The following is a 19,132-nucleotide window of genomic DNA, read 5'->3' as shown; positions in this document are numbered from 1 at the left end:
CCGTTGAGCGAACGTACAAGGCTGCTACAAGACGTTGATGAAGCGGTAGCTGGTGGCGCCGCTCGCTACAAGGCGGCAGAACTGATGGGGCTAAGCCAGCGCACGTTAAAACGCTGGCGGCAGGCCAATGGCGATGTGACCACGGATCAGCGCTCACAGGCCGTGCGGGTTGTGCAGGCCCATCAGCTGACTCAAGCGGAAGAAGAGGCGATTCTAACCACTTGCTGCCAAACGGAATACCGGAGCTTGCCACCGTCGCAAATAGTCCCGCGACTGGCAGACCAAGGCCGTTATTTGGCCTCGGAATCGTCGTTTTATCGGGTGCTGAAAAAGCACCAACAGCTAAACCACCGAGGCCGCATGAAACCGGCCCGAAAGCTCGCTGAGCCGACCAGTTTTACCGCCTCGGGCCCGAACCAGGTGTGGAGTTGGGACAGTGTGCCGTAGAGGCAATGGAGAATGGCTGCAAGGAGGCAGATATTCGACTGAGCCATAAGCTCAGCAAGAGATGGTGGTAGGGCCCACCGAAGTCGGCTGTCGGAAGCAGGCTTCAAACCAGCCCAAGCTGCATGCATTAAGAGTGTTTGTGGTGAGCGTTGGGTTAAAAGGCTGCACAGTTGATGCAGTCAGGTGTGATATTGAGAGGCGAGCGAAAGCGAACCCATGAAGACGTGTCGAAAACCATATGTGACATCAAAACCGAGGGCGTGTCCCATCCTCGGGATAAGCTTGTGGGCGTATTCCGAATGCTGCGCAAGTGGTGTCCGGCATAAAGTGGGCGCGACTCAATATCAGGCTCTTGCTGGGAACTGCGGGAACCAGTCATCGTGATGTTCAAGGGAGAAGGCACAAATGGCGACCACCATAAGGCCGAGAGTACCGAGGCACGATACTGGGACGGAGCTGCTCGTAGTAGTGATGAAGCCTCTGTAATGGAGGTGGAGCGAAGGGGCAGCATCAAGCCGCCTGAAAGCCGATCTCAACTGCGAAAGCAGGAGGAGGGTCGGCATCAGGCAAAACCATACGACATTGATAAATGGCTAATCGTTGAAGCGTACAAGCGGGTCAAAGCCAATGCGGGGGCTGCCGGTGTCGATCGGCAATCTCTGAAGGATTTTGATCGTGATCGCAGCAACAATCTTTACAAGATCTGGAACCGAATGTCGTCGGGTAGCTATATGCCACCTCCTGTTCGAGCCGTCTCCATTCCCAAGAAATCAGGAGGCGAACGAATACTGGGCATTCCGACTGTGTCAGACAGGATTGCCCAGATGGCCGTCAAACTTCAGTTTGAACCCCAAGTAGAGCCACATTTTCTGCCAGACTCGTACGGGTATCGCCCGGGGAAATCGGCGATACAAGCGATTGGAGTCACTCGGAAACGATGCTGGCGATACTCATGGGTGCTGGAGTTTGATATTCGTGGTCTGTTCGACAACATTCCGCATCGTCTGCTGATGAAAGCGGTCGATCGACACACCACAAACCCATGGGTCAGGCTTTATATCCGACGATGGTTGAAGGCCCCAATGATCCACGCTGGTGGTCAAATGGCGACGCGTGATAAGGGAACGCCACAAGGCGGGGTGATCAGCCCCGTTCTGGCAAACCTTTTTCTGCACTACGCCTTTGATTACTGGATGAGTCAGCATTTTCCGACCATTGAATGGTGTCGGTATGCTGACGATGGACTGCTTCACTGCAGCACACAAAAGCAGGCGAATTTCCTGCTAGACCGACTGCGTGAACGGTTCAAGGCTTGTGGGCTGGAGCTGCACCCAGAGAAAACCAAGATTGTTTACTGCCAGGATCACCGTAGAACTCAACGCCATATGCATACGTCTTTTGACTTCCTTGGTTATACGTTCGAGAAGCGCATCGTGAAAAGCCGGTCAGGGAATCTCTTTATGGGATTTTCCCCGGGCATCAGTCGATCTTCTCTCAAGGATGTTATTCAAAAGGTACGCGAGTGGCGGATAGGGCAGCGTACAAGTCTATCCATCATGGATATTGCGAGCTTTATCAACCCCTACCTGCACGGTTGGTGGAATTACTATGGACGCTATTACCGGTCATTAATGTACCGTGTATCGCGTTATGTAAATAAGCGACTGGTCAGGTGGGCTATGCGGAAGTACAAGCATCTTCGAGGACGGAAGAAGAAAGCGGTGGCCACACTGGAGCGACTGGCACAAGCGAGACCAAAACTGTTCGCACACTGGTCGCAAGGGATGTCGGGTGCGTTTGCTTGATGGGAGCGGTGTGAGCCGAGAGGTTCACGCACCGTTCTGCGAGAGACTGAGGGTGCGACTCCCTTGGTCTACTCACCTCAGCTACTGCCCCTCTGTAGTCCGTGGCGAGCACTGGTACCTTTACCTGATCATGGACGTCTACAGTCGCAAGATCATTGCCTGGGACGTGTATGACAACGAGTCCGGCGACTTGGCGAAGCAACTGGTGGAGCGCGCTCTATTGCGTGAAAGCTGCTGGCACACGCCACCAATTTTGCACTCGGATAACGGTGCGCCGATGACCTCGTACACTCTGCGCGCTAGGCTGGCGGAACTGGGTATGCTGATGTCCCACAGCCGCCCCCGGGTGAGCAACGATAATCCTTATTCAGAGGCGCTGTTCCGCACCGTCAAATACTGCCCGGCGTGGCCCACAAAGGGCTTTGCATCGCTGGCCGCCGTGCGTAAATGGATGTTGACGTTCGAGCACGCCTATAACAAACAGCACCTTCACAGCGGCATCAACTTCGTTACGCCCGCCGACCGGCATCGAGGCGTGGATACCCAGCGCCTGGCCCACCGAAAAGCCGTATATGAACGTGCCAAGCGCCTGAATCCCGGGCGCTGGTCGGGCGATATCCGACGCTGGGAGGCCACCGGATCGGTATCGCTCAATCCTGGCAAGCAACAGGAAATAGAGCTCAATAAACTGGCCGCTTAAACGTGGCTATTTGGACAACTGGGTTGAAAACTACCGGAAGGAGTGGCAGAGCAGGCTGCCTGAGTTATTTACCAAACGGGTGGTTAATCACACGGGATCCCACACCTCAATCATTCCGTTGAAATGATGGCAAAATGTTATGAAGCGTCATCAACCGCCCATGTCCGTGTTATACTCAGGATCTGCAGCTACCCAATGATATAACGTAATAGACACCCGAGGGATCTCGTTGTACTAATAATGTCATTTAGCTACTGCCAGACATAAAATGCGCGGGGGCTCTCAGTGACCCGTGCCTTAGCGGAATGCTTTGGCCGATTCCATGAGTTCTGCGGCGACGCTAAGCTGGCTGCCAACTGGAGCAAAACGAGTTTGCCAGCGCGCGTAACCAAGTTGCCACTTTAGTATACCCCGGTCTCATCGAGCTAATGCTGGGGTGGTGGACCAGACATCAATAGCCAAGCCACCTAAGCAGGTCGTCTACAGCGGCACCACCGAGTCAATGATTGGCCAAGTCGATCGCGGATAGCTGCACCCTAGTAGCCACAGTACTGTGATACCGAGCGCGGCAAGATGCTTGGTGTTTTTGTAGGGCAAGTGATGAAAGCTCTCAGGAACACCGTCAGTCCCCAGCAAGTCAACGCATTACTGAAAGTAAACTCAACGCACTGTGTTGAAATAAGCTCGCACCGATGAAAGGAGAACCAGATGTCAGATGACCTCGGCACGCGACTACGGGCCCTGCGCTCCCTGAAGGGGATGTCCCAACGAGGGTTGGCCAAGCGCTGCGGGGTCACCCATTCCAGCTTATCGTTGATCGAACAAGGCAAGGTCAGCCCCTCTGTGAGTTCGTTGAAGAAAATCCTCGACGCCATTCCGATAAGCGTGGGTGACTTCTTTACCCTAGAGCTGCAGAACGGTCACCGGGTCTTCTACTCGCCCGACGAGCTTGCCAATATGGGCTCTGGTGATGTCATCTTTAAGCTAGTAGGCGCTGACCGTCGCGATAGAGCCCTCTCCTTTATGATCGAAACCTATCCTGCCAGCACCGACACCGGCCGTGAAATGATCACTCATCAGGGCGAGGAAGCCGGTGTGGTTCTAGAAGGTAAGATCGAGATTACCATTGGTGCCGAGACTCGGGTACTAGGGGCCGGCGAGGCCTACTACTTCGACACCAATATCCCTCATCGTTTCCGCAACGTCGGCGATACCCCCTGTCGGCTGGTCAGCTGCACGACCCCGGCTCGGGCATTCTGAGCGTCCTAACGCCGGTCTGCGATACCACCCAACGTTCCTGCACGATCGCTTGAATCGCCCCCGCTATTCTAGATACGCGACAGGCTTTGGAAGTAGCGTCGTTCATATTCGACAGGTGACAGGTTATCACTCGTGCCATGACGACGCCTTGGGTTGTAGAACATCTCGATATAATCAAATACATCGCTTCTGGCAGCTTCCTGTGTCGCATAGACGTGCTGCTTTATTCGCTCCCGCTTAAGCAGCTGGAAAAAGCTTTGCCACTCTCCGCTGCTGAACTGGCTGTCCTGGTCTGAATGCACCGTGCCGCATTCTTGGGGCTTGCGGCGCCAAACCTCAGCAAGCAAGGCATCCAATGCCAAGTCAGTGGTCATAGCGCGGTTTCATCGACCAGCCAACAACCTGGCGAGAGAACAAGTCGATGACCACCGATAAATAAAGCCAGCCCTCGTAGGTACGGATATATGTAATGTCAGTAACCCACGCAATATTGGGCGCAGTCACATCGAATTGACGATTCAAATGATTGGGTGACACCACCGCGGGTTTACCCCCATAGCGGCCAAGGCGCCGTCGATAGCTGGTTTGTTAGTATAGCATCAACCGGGCTGCGCGGTGCTTTCCACAGGCTTCACCGGCCTCCCGCAGACCCTGGTGAACCTTGCAATAGCCGTACATACCACCGCTCTCGAGCCAAGCATGCTTAATCAGCCCCAATTAAGCGCTTATCCTCTCGAGCCCGGTCTGACAAGATCTTGCGACGAGCCGCTAGGGTGCACAGCCATCATGCTGCAAAGGCGTCGCACCAGATATTCGTCCGCATCGACCATCGATAAACGCATACTTCAGTCGGACTCCCTTGCGCAGTATGCGGTGGCCTTTTTTAATATATTTCGCTTTTCGGTTACCCGTTTTAGCTCGGCTTTCAAACGACGATTTTCGGTTTTTAGTGTGTCATCCTGCTCGCGCTGGCCGGCAGGCTTCGAGTAACGTTTAATCCACCGGTACAGGCTATGACCTGAAATATCGAGTCGGGCGGCAACCCCGGCGACGGAGTGGCCTTGCTCAGTGACTTGCCTGATGGCTTCGATTTTGAATTCTTCGGTATATCGCTAGCGACTCATAATGACCTCCTGGGTGCCTCTATTATAAGGCCTTCAGGCGTCTACGAAATCAGGGGCGATTCAAGCAGAGTATCGAGTACCTCCTTCTTCACTCTACTCAATGATTGAAGCAAAAAGATCGTTTATTTTCGTCAGCGTTGGTTTGAGAAATGGTACCGATCGCCTTTTTTGCATCAGTACGTCTTCTGCGACGTAGCTGAGGCTGATGGTTTGAGCGGCAAGCCAGCGTAGTGGCTCAGGCTCCCAGCGTTTTAGTGGCTGTTGAGCGGCACTGGCGAAGACCCAAGGCATATGCGTCAGCGCTGACTCTCGTTTGAGGATCAGTTCGGCGAGAGTTCTGCCAAACAGATGTGATGCAGCGACCCCTTCGCCGGCATAACCGCCGGCGGTGGCTATGCCACGTTGTCGGTCAACAATGGCATGCGGGCGAAAGTTGCGTGACAGCCCCAGCGAGCCGCCCCAGCCGTAACTGATTTCAACGTCTCTGAAAGCAGGAAATAGGTCTTCCAACAGCTTGCGGCGCATTTGTATATCGGCTTGGCTAATGCCCAGCGTATGTTTCGACTTGGCGCCGAAGGCATAGGCCCCGCGAGCGCCGAAGACAAAACGGCCGTCTGCCGTGCGGTGACCGTAGTTGACGAGACGGCTGGCGTCGGCGAAGGCTGGACGCTCGGTCATGCCGATCTCTTTCCATGTCGCTTCTGACAGCGGCGCGGTAGCGACTACCAGACTCTGTACGGGAATAATATGTCGTTTTAGGGAGTGAAGCCCCTCGGTATAGCCTTCTGTAGCACACACAATCATGGCTGCCTGAACGCTACCTTCGGGAGTATCCACTCGATGTCTTTCAATGGTGTTTACCCGGCTGCGCTCGAGGATTGTCACACCTGCCTGCTCGACGGCCTGTGCCAGGCCAGTCAGCAGTCTGGCAGGATTCAGTGTGGCCACATCGCGATGATAGATGCCGCCGTAGCCGTTGCGAAAGCTGGCCTTTTCAGCCAGCTGTTCGCTATTTAGCCAATAGCAGCTTTCTTCGTCATAACCAAGCGTATGTAAGTGGCGAAGATAGTCTCGCTGAATGGCGATCTGGCCTGGGTAACGCGCTGCGGCATAGATTGCGCCACCTTTGTTGAAGTCGGCGCTAATACCTTCGTGTGCTAGTACCCGGCCAATCTCATCAACGTTGTCGGCGAGTATCTGACAGCATTCTTGCCGCTGAGCCATTGGCAGTGAGCTGACGTGGCGCTCCAGACCCGCCAAGCTACCTATGACCCAGCCGCCATTGCGGCCTGACGCGCCATGACCGACGCGTTCAGCTTCAATGACCTTGACGTCCAGCGTCGGTGACAGCGTTTTCAGATAGTAGGCCGTCCATAGCCCGGTGAATCCAGCACCGATAATGACTACATCGGCCTGAGTGTTACCCACCAGCCGAGGACGATCCTCCTGTCGCTCGGCAATGGTGGAGACCCAGTAGTTGCTCAGCTGGTCATATTGCATAAAGGGATCTTCCACACAGTCGGTTTCAAAAAGTTGATTACATATGTCCTAGTACCAGGTATCCCGCAGCAGCAATACAGCCCGCTAGCGCCGCGTAGGGCAGCTGAGTGAAGGCGTGCTGGAAAGGGGTGCAGCCGCTGGCTTGGGCGGTGAGTACTGTGGCATCAGAATAGAAGCAGGCATGGCTGCCGAAGGTGCTCGCCGAAAGCGTGGCGCCAACTACAAGAGTCATGTTGGCATCAAGGTTGTGCCCAAGCACAGTAACAATCGGCAGGATGATGACAAATACGCCCCAGTTCGAGCCGGTCGCAAAGGAGACAAAACCCATGATGGTGAAGATGATAAAGGGTAGCATCTCGGCGCTAATCAGTGGCTGAGCGGTGAGGATCACGTAGTCGGCAAGCCCCAGAGCAGTATTGACCTCGTTAAAGACAAAGGCTGCCACCAGTACCGCCAAGGCATCGAGCATCGATTTAAAACCGCTCAGTATGTTATCAAAGGTCTGCTTGGCAGACAGTTTTTTCAGACCGATAAAGCCGACGATCATACCGCCCAGCGTCACAAAAATACCCATCAGGAAGTCGAAGTCAAACCACCAGGTGAAGAACGCCAGCGAGGCCATTGGCAGGAGAAAGGTCCAGAGTGTGCCATTTGTCCGGGCGCCGTCTTCAAGATGGCCGATTTCTTGGTCGATATGCTCTGCACCTGGAGGAATGCACTGACCGGTCTTTTCGGCACGCTGTTCGGCCTTCTTCATGGGACCAAAGGAAGGGATAATCCAGATAAACAAGGGGACCATAATGACGGCGACCCAAGGATAAAACATGAAGGGTATGGCCTTGATATAAGTGAATACGCCCTGCCCGGTTTCGGCAACACCATTCTTCTCCATCAGCGCACCAAAGAATACGGCCCAGGTTGAAATTGGGATTAATACGCTGATGGGGGCCGCCGTGGAGTCAATAACGTAGGCAAGCATCTCGCGCGAGGTCTTGAAGCGATCGGTGACTTGACGCATAGACGTTCCGACAGCCAAAGAATTCAAGTAATCATCCACAAATAGGATAATGCCCATGAACCAGCAGCCCATTAATGCGCGAGGCTTGCTGGTTGTGAAGCGCATCATGCTACTGGCAAAGGCACGCGATGATCCTGACTTGAGCAGTAGGGCAATGATACTGCCCATCAAGCCGCAAACCATGATGACCCAGGCAACATCTTCGTCTGTCATCACAGTCATCAGGGTTTCTGTGATGCTGCTGAGAGCGTTTCCGGGATCGATCATCAGGGTGCCGACAAAGGCACCAAACACTAGCGGTTCAAGGGCGCGTCGTGTCCAAAGCGCGAGTATCAAGACCATTGCCGTAGGAAGTAGAACCAGCGAACTATTTGTATCCATATATCACCTTAAACGTTGTTATTATGATTTTTGGGTGGGGTTATATAAGTTGGTTAGTAATTAGCGTAGTTTTTCTAGTAGGCTGTAATACCACATGCCCGACGCAAGGAGTACATTTCCCAGTCGGTCATTAAGCGGAATACGGATGTGTTTTATTTTTGAGAACGTATCAAATTTTTCGAGGCTGCCGCTGACGGCATTGGCCATGATCTCGCCGACAATATGTGATGTGGCGATGCCGTGACCCGAGTAGCCTTGAGCGTAATATACGTTGTCAGAAATCTTCCCAAGCTGTGGAATTCGATTAATGACGATTCCCGCCATCCCTTGCCACTGAAAGTCCAGCTTCACACCCTTTAGCTGCGGAAAGGTGTGCTCAAGGCGTGGGCGAATTTCATTTCCAATGTCGTCCGAGTTCCGTCCTGAGTAGTTGGCGCCACCACCGAATAGCAGGCGCTTATCAGCAGTCATTCGGTAGTAATCAAGGATAAAGCGGGTGTCGTAAACGGCCAAGTCATCCGGATTAATGGCCATGGCGGTGTCATGCTCCAGTGGTTCAGTAGTGACAATGCCAAGTGCCGCCGGAAAAAGCATGCCACTCAGACGTTTGCGCTCCAGCCGGTGATAAGCGTTGCCGGCCAGAATTACGCTGTTCGCTGTGACGCGGCCATGCGTTCCAGCCACCGTTGGCGTGTCGCCGTGCTCGATATCGATGATCGGCGAGTTCTCGAAGATCAGCGCACCTAGCCCTGCGGCGGCGCGAGCTTCACCAAGACAAAGGTTAAGTGGGTGTAAATGCATATTGTAGTCGTTGCGAATAGCACCGTGGTAGAGCTCGGTACCGACTACTTGGCGTACCTTGTCAGCACCCAACCAGTGCAGGTGCTCGCCAATCGCACGTTGCTGCGATTGATCAAAGTCCTGACGTAATTCTTTGATGTGGCTTGGCTTATAGGCAGCTTGCAGGTGGCCGTGCTTAAGATCGCAATTGATCGCGTATTTTTCAACGCGCTGCTTGATGATTTGATGCCCCTTCCAGCGCATGTTCCAAACAAACTCTTCTGCCTGGCCTCCTACAATATTGCGCATTTGCTTGGTCATGGCCTCTTGTCCAGAGAGGCTGCCGGTGACCTGACCGCCATTGCGGCCACTGGCTCCCCATCCGATCTTTTCGGCCTCAATGATAGCCACGCGGTAGCCGCGTTCGGCGAGCTCAACGGCGGTTGCAACACCGGTAAAGCCGCCCCCGATGATGGCGACATCGACGCGGTGATCGCCTTCTAGCCTGGGGTAGGCAGAATCCTCAGTAAGCGAGGCGGTATAGTAAGAGGCGCAGCGTTGCTGAGGCATAAAGTCTCCATGCTCATAGGACTGATTGAATAGGTGTAATTAGTGCATGAGGCTGATATTAAAAAGCGTGACGAGAGGTAACGACAGCACCTGTTTTTCTTGTTGATATCTGACATGATCCACATGGAACGTCGAAGAGACCTATAAATAAAGGTTATTCTCTCATGGCTATCTGCCCGTGGAGCTGGCTGAATACGACACTTCGCAGTGTTGGTTTGCAATGTATTATCACACTAGAGTTCGTTAAAGGGCAGCCATGTAACGGCGAGCACGAGACAGGGTAAGGAGATCGGTTCAAGACGCGGAGAACTTGTCGGAGGCTCGCATCTTGAGCACGAATGACCAAAATTAGTGACGCGTTCTTCGGTGCTAAGTTCGGCGTAGGACATAGGGACAATACCTTAATTAAGATTTTAGGTGTTGCACTCAGTATCTGCGGCCAAGCATCTTATTAAATATGGAAATCAGCACTGCACTCAACGGGCGCCATAAAGCGCCCATTGAGTGCATCGTGTTGATCAACTGCCGCCGGAAGGGAAGTTAAACTCGGCGTGTGCCTTCTCGAACGGTGCCGCCCAACGCTGGGAGATCGCTTTACGCCGCGTATAGAACCGCACCGCATCCGGACCATAGGCGTGCAAATCACCAAAAAACGAGCGCTTCCAGCCGCCGAAGCTGTGGTAGGCCACTGGTACGGGCAACGGTACGTTGATGCCGACCATTCCAACTTCAATCTGGTCAGCGAAACGCCGTGCCGCCTCGCCGTCGCGAGTGAACAGACAAGTGCCGTTGCCGTATTCATGAGCATTGGTTAGGGCAATAGCCTCATCCAAGCTGTTAACGCGCACCACACAGAGTACTGGGCCAAAAATTTCCTCTTGATAGATGCTCATCTCCGGCGTCACCCGATCGAACAGGGAGCCACCGATGAAAAAACCTTCTTCATGGCCGGGCACGCTCAGACCGCGTCCATCGGAAAGCAAGTCAGCACCGGCGCGCACCCCTTCCTCGATATAACCCGCGATCTTCTCTCGATGTTCGCTAGTAACAAGCGGCCCCATATCCAGGCCTTTGTCAGTGCCAGGACCGATCTTCAATTCAGCAATCTTCGGCTGCATGGCCTCAATCAGCCGATCGGCGGTCTCATCGCCCACGCATACTGCCACCGAAATTGCCATACAGCGCTCGCCAGCGCTGCCGTAGGCGGCTCCCATCAGAGTGTTAGCAGCGTTATCAATATCAGCATCTGGCAGCACCACAGCGTGGTTCTTAGCACCACCCAGTGCCTGCACTCGCTTGCCATTGGCGCAGCCGCGCGCATAGAGGCTCTCGGCAATGGGGGTGGAGCCGACAAAGGAGATCGCCTTGACGTCGGGCGCATCGACCAACGCTTCCACTGCCTCGCGATCGCCATGTACTACGTTAATCACACCCTTGGGGAGGCCGGCCTCTTCCAACAGCTCGGCGATCGCCAGTGTCGAGGTAGGATCCTTCTCCGAAGGCTTCAAGATGAAGGTATTACCACAGGCGATCGCCATAGGATACATCCATAAAGGTACCATGGCCGGGAAATTGAACGGAGTGATACCGACAACCACTCCCAGCGGCTGGAAGTTGGACCACGCATCGATATTGGGTCCCACATTGTGAGAATATTCGCCCTTGATCAGCTCCGGCACACCACAAGCATACTCAACATTCTCGATGCCGCGCTTGAGTTCCCCCATGGCGTCTTCCACAGTCTTACCATGTTCTTCACTGATCAGCTGAACTAGGTGCTCGGCATGCGTTTCGAGCAGCTGCTTAAAGCGAAACATTACCTGGGCGCGTTTGGCCGGTGGCTTATCGCGCCAAGCCGGAAAAGCGGCCTTAGCGGCTGCAACGGCCTGTTCCACAGTAGTGCTATCGGCACAGGATAATTGACGAGTCGTCTGACCAGTCGCCGGATTGGCCACCTCGAGAGTGCGGTGACTGGTAAGGCGCTCTCCGCCAATCAAGTGGGTAATCTGTTCCATTATTTTCTCCTGTGTGGTCTTGAATCAGTTCAATCGATCAAGAGTCGTGGCGACGGCGTCGAACAGCCGTTCAATCTCTTCGGGCGTCGATGAAAACGGAGGAGCAAACTGTAGGCTGTCGCCTCCGAAACGTACATAGAAACCGGCATCCCACAGCGCCAAGTGGGCATCTCGAGGGCGGATCGTCGGGTCGCCATCGCGAGGTGCCAATTGGATGGCTCCAGCTAAGCCGTAGTTACGAATATCGACGACATGCTGTCGCCCCTTAAGCGCATGCAACTTCTCTTCGAAGGTAGGAGCTAATGCACGCACCTGGGCAGGAAAATCTTCACGCTCAAACAGGTCGAGTGCCGCCAGCCCAGCAGCACAGGCCACCGGATTGCCACTGTAGGTATAACCGTGAGAAAACTCGACGGCATGGCTGGGCCCACTGGCGTGCATGAATGTGTCGAAGATTTCATTCGAGGCGATCACCGCACCCATTGGCACCGTCCCATTGGTCATCTGTTTAGCGACGTTCATAATATCCGGCGTAACGCCAAAGGCCTCGGCACCAGTGTTCGCGCCACAGCGGCCAAACGCGGTAATCACTTCATCGAAGATGAGCAAGATATCGTGGGCATCGCATATTTCACGGAGTCGTTCAAGATATCCCTTGGGCGGCACGAGAACGCCGGCCGAGCCGGACATTGGCTCCACGATCACCGCGGCAATATTTGAAGCGTCGTGCAGCGCGATCTGATCAAGCAGGGCATCAGCAAGCGCCGCGCCTGTCTCGGCCTGGCCTTGGGTAAACGCCAGCTGCGGCTGGAGGGTATGAGGCAGGTGTGTAACGTCCATCAGCTGGCCATAGTGCTTACGGTTGCCACCAATGCCACCAAGACTAGTACCGCCAATATTAACGCCATGATAAGCCTTAGCGCGGCCGATCATTCGAGTCTTCTCGGGTTTTCCTCTGAGCCGCCAGTAGGCCTTAGCCATCTTTATTGAAGTATCCGCGGCTTCCGAGCCGGAATCGGTAAAGAAGACATGGTCGAGTCCCGTCGGGGTGAGGCTCGCAACCTTCTCCGCTAACTGGAAGGCCAGTGGATGGCCGACCTGGAAACTTGGTGCATAATCCAAGCTGCCGAGCTGAGCGGCCACGGCTTGCTGGATCTCGCTTCGATTGTGACCAGCACCAGAGCACCAAAGTCCCGACAACGAGTCAAATAGCTTGCGCCCTTGGTCGTCGATAAAATAGCGACCTTCGGCTCCAGTGATCATTCTCGGGTGGGCATGAAAGTCGCGGTTACTACTGAACGGCATCCAAAAATGATGATTGAGCATCGTCGACGGTTTAGCAGCAGATGTGCGTTTTTCTTGGAACGCCATTTCATTTAACTGCTGTGTCTGCAGCATAACTTGGAACTCCTATCTTGCTTGTCATGGATGAGTTCCAGCATGGCCTCGCTTTCACGAAAGGAAAATGTCGTTTTAATAACGTTTACGTCAGAAAATGCTGACGCAACCGTTTAAACAGCACACTCAGGTCGCGAGCTGACGCCCCAGTGCGTTAAGAAATGCCTCGAGCACGCGGTGGAAACGCCGATCACGGCGAGTAATGACCACAAAAGAGGTTAGATAATGGCAGCTAGGTATAGCTAGTGGCTTGAGACGTCCAGCAGCAACCCAGGGCTCTGCAAGATGATCTGGCAGATAGCCCAGGTAACAGCCCGTGAGGATCAGAAAGGCAGCTCCTTCCCTATCTGAAGCGGTGGCCGTCCCGTTAAGCAAAGCGTGGGCATCACGGGCGGCTTTAGGCAGAGGATAACCGGGAATGACCGCGTCATATTCAGCCAGGCAGCCTGCAGATAACGAGGCGTCGGAGACTGCGTGGAGAGGATGCGTATCGGCGCAATAAAGCAGTGAACGCTCATCATACAGGGGCTGTGTATCGAGGTTGGCTAGCAGGTTAACTTGGGGCACCACCCCGACATGCAGCCGCGCATCCAGCACCCCCTGAGCGATCACGTCCGAAGGTTCCATATGAATATTAATGCGCACTCCCGCCCCTTCAGTTCTAAGGTCTGCCAGGGCGCGAGTGATGCGCATTTCAGGCTTATTGATCAAATTATCGGTAATGCCTATATTGAGTTCCCCTCGCAGGGTGTGATGCAGGCCATTGACCTCAGTACGAAAGGTCTCGAGCGAAGTCAGCAAGGTCAACCCGGCCTCGAACACCTCACGCCCCTCCTCGGTCAGCGAGAATCCACCGCGCCCACGTTGGCACAGCCGCAGACCAAGACGCTTCTCTAGGTCGCCCATGTGCATGCTGATCGCTGAACGGCTGATACCAAGCGCTGTCTCGGCGGCAGTGAAACCACCGCACTCCACTACCGCCTTAAACACCCGCAGCAGACGTATATCGAAGTCGCTAACTTGACCGAGAGAAGTAGGCTGACGCTCAGTCATAGGCATTTTCGTCGAATCGACATGCCGTCCGGGAAGGCAGGGATCCGCGACACACGGAAGTGGCGCCATTGATTGGCTAGACCTTTGAAAGTAGAGAAATTCTGGTGGGGCGAACCGACTCCGCTGACGCACGTAACCATCTTCAGCGCCTGTAAACCCACTAGGCGGCCACACTCTTCGTCAACCAACAGAGCGTGTATCTCCAACACCCAGCCACGCTCGCGATTGCGGCAGTCATCGAACAGACTGCTGCCCATCTGTTGGGCACCCAACAAGTCGAAACCCCTCGCATTTTCGGGCAGCGCGCAAGAGCCAGTGAGGTGGCGGCAGTCAAGGCCTATGGCACCGAAGCAGATGCGTCTATCATCGTCCTGAGCGATCTCTCCAGTGGTAGCACCACTGATAAAAGTCTCACTCAGGGTATTGAAGAGTGCTGTCCGGAAGTATTCAGCGCTACAGAAAAACCACATGAAAACGAGCTTGATATCCCTGAGCACGCTAGCCATTTCTTCGCGAGAATTACGCTGTCGACTTATAGCCATGCACAGCTGCATATCCGCATAAAGCGGATCCGAAGCGACGAGCATAGCAGTGGAATGATAGGGCATATCGGTGTGCCTGTGAGATTTTGGCAGTGTATGTCGCAGACGCAAGGAATGGCAACGTCGACCTTTGGTTCCTGATGTTGTAGCCCCTTCTGTCAGCGTAGTTGTCCAGTTGCTTTGCCATGGGATCACCTCATCAATGTACGTTGTTAATGAGGTGTCCACTGCAAGCTGGGCAGGATCAAGGATAATCGTCAGTGAAGCCATACAAAACACATGCTGGACTACACTCGCAACAGCAGATGCTCGCGCTCCCATGAACTGATCACTTGGAAGTATTCACGATGCTCAGCACGCTTGGCGGCCAGAAAGCTGTGGGTGAAGTGCTCGCCAAGAATTTCGGCCAGTGGCTGGCACTCTTCCATCATGTCCAGAGCGCGGCCGATATCGTTCGGCAGCTTGCTGCCACTGGCCCAAGCCGAGCCGACCATGGCCGGTCTGGCTTCAAGCTGGTTGAGCATGCCCAGATAGCCGCAGGCCAGCGATGCTGCCATTACCAAGTAGGGATTGGCGTCGGCCCCACCGAGGCGGTTTTCCACGCGCAAGGCACGGGGCGATGAAACCGGCACCCGCAGACCCACGGTGCGGTTGTCCATGCCCCACTCCACGTTGACTGGCGCCGATCCGCTGGTCTCGGTGCGCACGAAGCGTCGATAGGAGTTGATGTTGGGCGCCAGCAGCGGCATGGCCGCTGGCAGATAGCGTTGCAGGCCGGCTATGAAGTGCAGAAAAAGCCGGCTGGGCTCGCCCTGCTCATTGCTGAACAGGTTGCAGCCCTGGCTGTCCAGCAGGCTCTGGTGAATGTGCATGGAGCTTCCCGGCTGATCGGCCATGGGCTTGGCCATGAAGGTGGCGTACATGCCGTGGCGCAGGGCCGTTTCGCGCAGGGTGCGCTTGAACATTACCACCTGGTCGGCCAGCTGCAGCGGATCGCCGTGCTGGAAGTTGACTTCCATCTGGCCGGCGCCCTCTTCATGAATCAGCGTATCCAAGTCGAGACCCATGGCGTCGCAGTAGTCGTACATCTCTTCGAACAGCGGGTCGAACTCATTGACCGCATCGATGGAGAACGCTTGGCGACTGGTTTCCTGACGGCCATTTCGTCCCACCGGTGGTTCCAGCGGGTAGTCCGAGTCAATGTTGGTCTTGACCAGATAGAACTCGACCTCTGGCGCCACTACCGGCGTCCAGCCACGGGCTTCGTACAGTGCCAGTATGCGCTTGAGCACGTAACGCGGAGCAAGCTCCACCGGTTCGCCGGTCAGGTAGAAGCAGTCATGGATGATCTGCGCTGTGGGATCCTTGGCCCAGGGCACCAGGAAAATAGCATCGAGATCTGGCACCAGCTCCATATCCCGCTCAGCGGAATTCCAGAACTGAACGTCCTCATCGTCAGGAAAGCCACCGGTGACGGTCTGGATGAAGATTGAATCCGGCAGCCGCGGACGACCGTCGCCCAGATACTTGCCGGCGGGCATGATCTTGCCTTTGAGGATACCGGTCAGGTCAGAAACTAGACTCTCCACCTCGGTAATGCCGTGAGTCTGAAACCAGTCGTTAAGGAACGGCTGTTCTTGTTGATTGCTCATGAGTGCTTCCTTGATTTACTTGCTTTTTTAATGCATCCGGTGCGCTGCCGGGGCCTCCTTCTCTCACCGCGACTTTACCTCGGCCCACAGCTGCTGAAAGGTTTGCAGCTGATCGCCCTCCAGGGACGGCGTGAAGCGCAGGCGAGCCATGTCTGCCTTACTGGGACTGACCGGCGGCTGGGTCACCACCTCGTCAAGGTAGGGTTCAGCGGCGATGTTGGGACTAGCATAGTAGTTGTAGTTGGAAAGCTGGGCACCTACCTCGGCATCCAGGATGAAGTTGATAAACTTGTGGGCCATATCAGGGTTGGGCGCCTTGGCAGGGATCATCATGACGTCTACCCACTTCTCGGCGCCCTCGTCGGGAATCATGAACTCGAGGTTCTTGAACGAGTCTGGGTTTTCTTCCTTGTAGAACAGGTAATCGCCGTTATAGGAAAGCCCCACGTGCGTCACACCTCGAGCCAGCTGCTGTAGGGTCGGGGTGCCCTCGGTAAAACCGCTGAAGGTGTTGCGGTTCTTGGTGTCGATCAGCAGCCGGGCTGCCTCCTTCCAGGCCTCCATACCGGTGCAGTCATAGCCGTGACCCAGGTAGGCGCAGGCGCCTCCCATGATGACCTGGCCGTCACTCATCATGCTGAAGGGATGGTCGGGATTGACCTCGGAATCGAAGAGTACCGACCAGCTCTTGGGCGCGTCCGGGAGGGTTTCGGCGTTGTAGACGATACCCGTGGTGCCCCACTGATAGGCCGCGCTGTACTCGCCACCGGGATCGTAAGAGGGGTCCCGGAACTGCTCCATGACGTTGCCCAGATTCTCGAGCTTCGACTTTGTGAGCTTCTGCACCAGGCCCGTCTCAATCAAGCGGGGGACAAAGTAGTTAGAGGGCACGATAATGTCATACTGGGAGGCCCCGCCGGCGTTGAGCTTGGCAAACATTTCCGGGTTAGAGTTGAAGTAATTCTGCACCACGTCAACGTCGTATTTTTCTTCGAATGCCGTGATGATCTCCGGATCCATGTATTCGGTCCAGTTGAATAGGTAGAGTTTGGATTCCTGAGCCTGGACGTTGCCTGCGAGCAACAGGCCGCCCAGGGAGAGGGCCAGTGTGGTCTTGTTTTTTGTCATGTCGGACTCTCCTCGTTTCCCCGTGGGAAGAAATGCCGGCTCATGCCCGCCGGCGAAGGCTGAACAGCAGACTCATGATAGCGGCGATGCCCACCGCGCCGATCATCAGCGCGGCGATGGCGTTGATCTCTGGCGACACCCCCTTCTTGATTGCCCCCCAGATGTAGATGGGCAGGGTTGCGCTCTCGGGTCCTGCGGTGAAGAAACTGATCACGAAGTCGTCGATCGACAGGGTGAACGACAGGAAGAACGCCGAGATCAACGCGGGCTTGATGGTCGGCAGCATGAAGTGCACCACCCGTTTAAATGGCGTGGCGTAGAGGTCCTTGGCGGCCTCGAACAGCGCCGGGTCCAGGCCCACGAAGCGCGAGTAGACAATCAGTGCCACGAAGGGAATCTGGAATGTCACATGGGCGATGATCATCGTCATAAGGCCCGGCTGTAGAAGCCCCGTCAGGCGATGGATCTGCACGAAGAAGGCCATCTCCGAGATGCCGAAGACGATGTCTGGCAGCACGATGGGCAAGTAGATCAGCACGATCAGCCAGCCTAGCTTGCGGTAGCGATGGCGGTACATGCCATAGCCGATCAGGCAGCCGATGCACAGGGCGATCACCGAGGAGGTGATGGCGAGTATCATGCTGTTGCCGAAGGCCGAGAGGATCTGTTCGTTGCCCATCAGTTGCCGATACCAGCGAAACGACACCCCGGTGAAGCTAGCCGCGCTGTTGGCTGCGTTGAAGGAGAACAACACCACTACCGCCAGCGGTAGGTAGAGGAAGGCCAGGGTAAACCACCAGAAGCTGGCCAGGCCGCGCTTCAGCGTGTGCTTTCTCATATCACCACCTCCTCACCGCCGCCCAGGCGCTTGCCGATGCGACGCATGGCGAACAGCCCGATGAAGGTGGCAATCAGCATCAGAATCGCGCCGGCCGCGCCCAGCGGCCAGTTGGCGCCGCCGGAGAACTGCGTGGCCACCAAGTTGCCGAGCATCATGCTCTTGCCCCCGCCGAGCAGCTCGGGGATCACATACATGCCGAAGGCGGGTATCGCCACCAGCACGATACCGGCCAGCAGCCCCGGCAGGGTCTGGGGAAAGACCGCATGCCAGAAGGTACGCACTGGCGAGGCGAAAAGGTCTTGAGCGGCCTCGACCTGGGTGGTATCGAGCTTCTCGAAGGCCGCATAGAGCGGCAGCACCATGAAGGGCAGGAAGTTGTAGACAAGCCCCAGGGTGACCGCAAAATTGGAGGGATAGAGGCCCATATTGGGAGCAATCAGCCCCAAGCTCTCGGCCAGGCTAGCGAACGGCGTGCCCGGTGCGAGCAAGTTCATCCAGCCGAAGGTGCGGATGACCTGATTCGTCCACGAAGGCACCACCACTAGCAGCAGCATGATCGGCCGCCATCTGGCGCGGCAGGTACTGATGTAGTAGGCGATAGGATAGGCCACGATCACCACCAGGCCGGTGGAGATGAGTGTCTGCCACAGCGAGCGCAGCAGCGTATAAAGATTGCCAGGACTCCAGCCCAGGAAGCCGAAGCCGGCCAGGCGCCGGAACGACTCGAGCGACAGCGGCATCTCAGGCAGGCCATATGGACCGTTGGTCATGAAGGCCACGCCCATCAGGTAGGCGCTGGGCAGGACCAGGAAAATTATGATCCAGGTCGCGCCGGGGGCCACTGTGAACAGTAGATGCCGCGCCTCACGCACCATGCCACGGCTGCGTGCGGAAGGCGTTACGCCGGTGTAGGCCATG

General features: G+C 55.5%; 16 protein-coding genes and 1 pseudogene. 5 read left to right on the top strand and 12 right to left on the bottom strand.

What is annotated here, in order from left to right; translation table 11 throughout:
• Positions 1-3: 3 nt before the first annotated feature.
• From B5495_RS05095 to B5495_RS05075, 5 genes are all read left to right on the top strand, one after another.
• Positions 4-447 carry a helix-turn-helix domain-containing protein gene (locus B5495_RS05095; protein WP_154045225.1) on the top strand — a complete coding sequence of 148 codons (444 nt, stop codon included), beginning with the start codon at positions 4-6 and terminating at the stop codon, positions 445-447.
• 383 nt (positions 448-830) lie between these two features.
• Positions 831-2,252 (top strand): group II intron reverse transcriptase/maturase, encoded by a 1,422-nt coding sequence (gene ltrA / locus B5495_RS05090; protein WP_231897217.1) that lies wholly within the window; start codon positions 831-833, stop codon positions 2,250-2,252.
• 52 nt (positions 2,253-2,304) lie between these two features.
• Positions 2,305-2,952, top strand: coding sequence for a DDE-type integrase/transposase/recombinase (locus B5495_RS05085; protein WP_172824526.1), 648 nt, complete (start codon positions 2,305-2,307; stop codon positions 2,950-2,952).
• Positions 2,953-3,525: 573 nt separating this feature from the next.
• Entirely contained in the window at positions 3,526-3,648 is a 123-nt protein-coding gene (locus B5495_RS15005) for a hypothetical protein (RefSeq protein WP_079551855.1), read from the top strand.
• Between the two features lie 12 nt (positions 3,649-3,660).
• Positions 3,661-4,212 carry a cupin domain-containing protein gene (locus B5495_RS05075; protein WP_079551853.1) on the top strand — a complete coding sequence of 184 codons (552 nt, stop codon included), beginning with the start codon at positions 3,661-3,663 and terminating at the stop codon, positions 4,210-4,212.
• A 68-nt stretch (positions 4,213-4,280) separates the two neighbouring features.
• Here the strand turns inward: B5495_RS05075 and B5495_RS05070 are convergent.
• The 12 genes and pseudogenes from B5495_RS05070 to B5495_RS05015 all read right to left on the bottom strand — a co-directional run.
• Positions 4,281-5,324, bottom strand: a pseudogene (locus tag B5495_RS05070) (IS3 family transposase); the annotation flags it as partial.
• Between the two features lie 105 nt (positions 5,325-5,429).
• The gene (locus B5495_RS05065; protein WP_079551851.1) at positions 5,430-6,836 is read right to left on the bottom strand and encodes an NAD(P)/FAD-dependent oxidoreductase; all 1,407 of its coding nucleotides are present in this window, start codon (positions 6,834-6,836) and stop codon (positions 5,430-5,432) included.
• A 37-nt stretch (positions 6,837-6,873) separates the two neighbouring features.
• Complete coding sequence (locus tag B5495_RS05060) at positions 6,874-8,148, bottom strand: Na+/H+ antiporter NhaC family protein (RefSeq protein WP_231897231.1); 1,275 nt, start codon at positions 8,146-8,148, stop codon at positions 6,874-6,876.
• 147 nt (positions 8,149-8,295) lie between these two features.
• On the bottom strand, positions 8,296-9,585 hold the full coding sequence (locus B5495_RS05055) for an NAD(P)/FAD-dependent oxidoreductase (protein WP_079551848.1): 1,290 nt from the start codon (positions 9,583-9,585) through the stop codon (positions 8,296-8,298).
• 518 nt (positions 9,586-10,103) lie between these two features.
• On the bottom strand, positions 10,104-11,600 hold the full coding sequence (locus B5495_RS05050) for a CoA-acylating methylmalonate-semialdehyde dehydrogenase (RefSeq protein ID WP_079551846.1): 1,497 nt from the start codon (positions 11,598-11,600) through the stop codon (positions 10,104-10,106).
• A 24-nt stretch (positions 11,601-11,624) separates the two neighbouring features.
• The gene (gene aptA / locus B5495_RS05045) at positions 11,625-12,971 is read right to left on the bottom strand and encodes an omega-aminotransferase AptA (protein ID WP_172824593.1); all 1,347 of its coding nucleotides are present in this window, start codon (positions 12,969-12,971) and stop codon (positions 11,625-11,627) included.
• Positions 12,972-13,124: 153 nt separating this feature from the next.
• A complete protein-coding gene (locus B5495_RS05040) occupies positions 13,125-14,051 on the bottom strand; it encodes a LysR family transcriptional regulator (protein ID WP_079551842.1) in 927 nt (308 codons plus the stop codon).
• A complete protein-coding gene (locus B5495_RS05035) occupies positions 14,048-14,863 on the bottom strand; it encodes a hypothetical protein (protein ID WP_154045222.1) in 816 nt (271 codons plus the stop codon). The genes B5495_RS05040 and B5495_RS05035 overlap by 4 nt, the downstream gene beginning before the upstream one ends.
• A gap of 17 nt (positions 14,864-14,880) precedes the next feature.
• Complete coding sequence (locus B5495_RS05030; protein ID WP_079551839.1) at positions 14,881-16,245, bottom strand: glutamine synthetase family protein; 1,365 nt, start codon at positions 16,243-16,245, stop codon at positions 14,881-14,883.
• A gap of 63 nt (positions 16,246-16,308) precedes the next feature.
• Entirely contained in the window at positions 16,309-17,373 is a 1,065-nt protein-coding gene (locus B5495_RS05025; protein WP_079551838.1) for an ABC transporter substrate-binding protein, read from the bottom strand.
• A gap of 40 nt (positions 17,374-17,413) precedes the next feature.
• Positions 17,414-18,211 carry an ABC transporter permease gene (locus B5495_RS05020; RefSeq protein WP_079551836.1) on the bottom strand — a complete coding sequence of 266 codons (798 nt, stop codon included), beginning with the start codon at positions 18,209-18,211 and terminating at the stop codon, positions 17,414-17,416.
• Positions 18,208-19,131, bottom strand: coding sequence for an ABC transporter permease (locus B5495_RS05015; RefSeq protein ID WP_079551835.1), 924 nt, complete (start codon positions 19,129-19,131; stop codon positions 18,208-18,210). The genes B5495_RS05020 and B5495_RS05015 overlap by 4 nt, the downstream gene beginning before the upstream one ends.
• Position 19,132: the final 1 nt, after the last annotated feature.

This window comes from Vreelandella subglaciescola (assembly GCF_900142895.1).
Lineage (GTDB): Bacteria > Pseudomonadota > Gammaproteobacteria > Pseudomonadales > Halomonadaceae > Vreelandella > Vreelandella subglaciescola.
The sequence above is the reverse complement of the archived record's forward strand: the minus strand, read 5'-3'. Positions and strand labels throughout refer to the sequence as shown.

Coding starts and splice junctions, on each gene's coding strand:
- B5495_RS05040 (WP_079551842.1), bottom strand. CDS start 14,051: ATGACTGAGCGTCAGCCTACTTCTCTCGGTCAAGTTAGCGACTTCGAT.
- B5495_RS05030 (WP_079551839.1), bottom strand. CDS start 16,245: ATGAGCAATCAACAAGAACAGCCGTTCCTTAACGACTGGTTTCAGACT.
- B5495_RS15005 (WP_079551855.1), top strand. CDS start 3,526: ATGCTTGGTGTTTTTGTAGGGCAAGTGATGAAAGCTCTCAGGAACACC.
- aptA (WP_172824593.1), bottom strand. CDS start 12,971: ATGGCGTTCCAAGAAAAACGCACATCTGCTGCTAAACCGTCGACGATG.
- B5495_RS05025 (WP_079551838.1), bottom strand. CDS start 17,373: ATGACAAAAAACAAGACCACACTGGCCCTCTCCCTGGGCGGCCTGTTG.
- B5495_RS05065 (WP_079551851.1), bottom strand. CDS start 6,836: ATGCAATATGACCAGCTGAGCAACTACTGGGTCTCCACCATTGCCGAG.
- B5495_RS05050 (WP_079551846.1), bottom strand. CDS start 11,600: ATGGAACAGATTACCCACTTGATTGGCGGAGAGCGCCTTACCAGTCAC.
- B5495_RS05020 (WP_079551836.1), bottom strand. CDS start 18,211: ATGAGAAAGCACACGCTGAAGCGCGGCCTGGCCAGCTTCTGGTGGTTT.
- ltrA (WP_231897217.1), top strand. CDS start 831: ATGTTCAAGGGAGAAGGCACAAATGGCGACCACCATAAGGCCGAGAGT.
- B5495_RS05015 (WP_079551835.1), bottom strand. CDS start 19,131: ATGGCCTACACCGGCGTAACGCCTTCCGCACGCAGCCGTGGCATGGTG.
- B5495_RS05055 (WP_079551848.1), bottom strand. CDS start 9,585: ATGCCTCAGCAACGCTGCGCCTCTTACTATACCGCCTCGCTTACTGAG.
- B5495_RS05075 (WP_079551853.1), top strand. CDS start 3,661: ATGTCAGATGACCTCGGCACGCGACTACGGGCCCTGCGCTCCCTGAAG.
- B5495_RS05035 (WP_154045222.1), bottom strand. CDS start 14,863: ATGGCTTCACTGACGATTATCCTTGATCCTGCCCAGCTTGCAGTGGAC.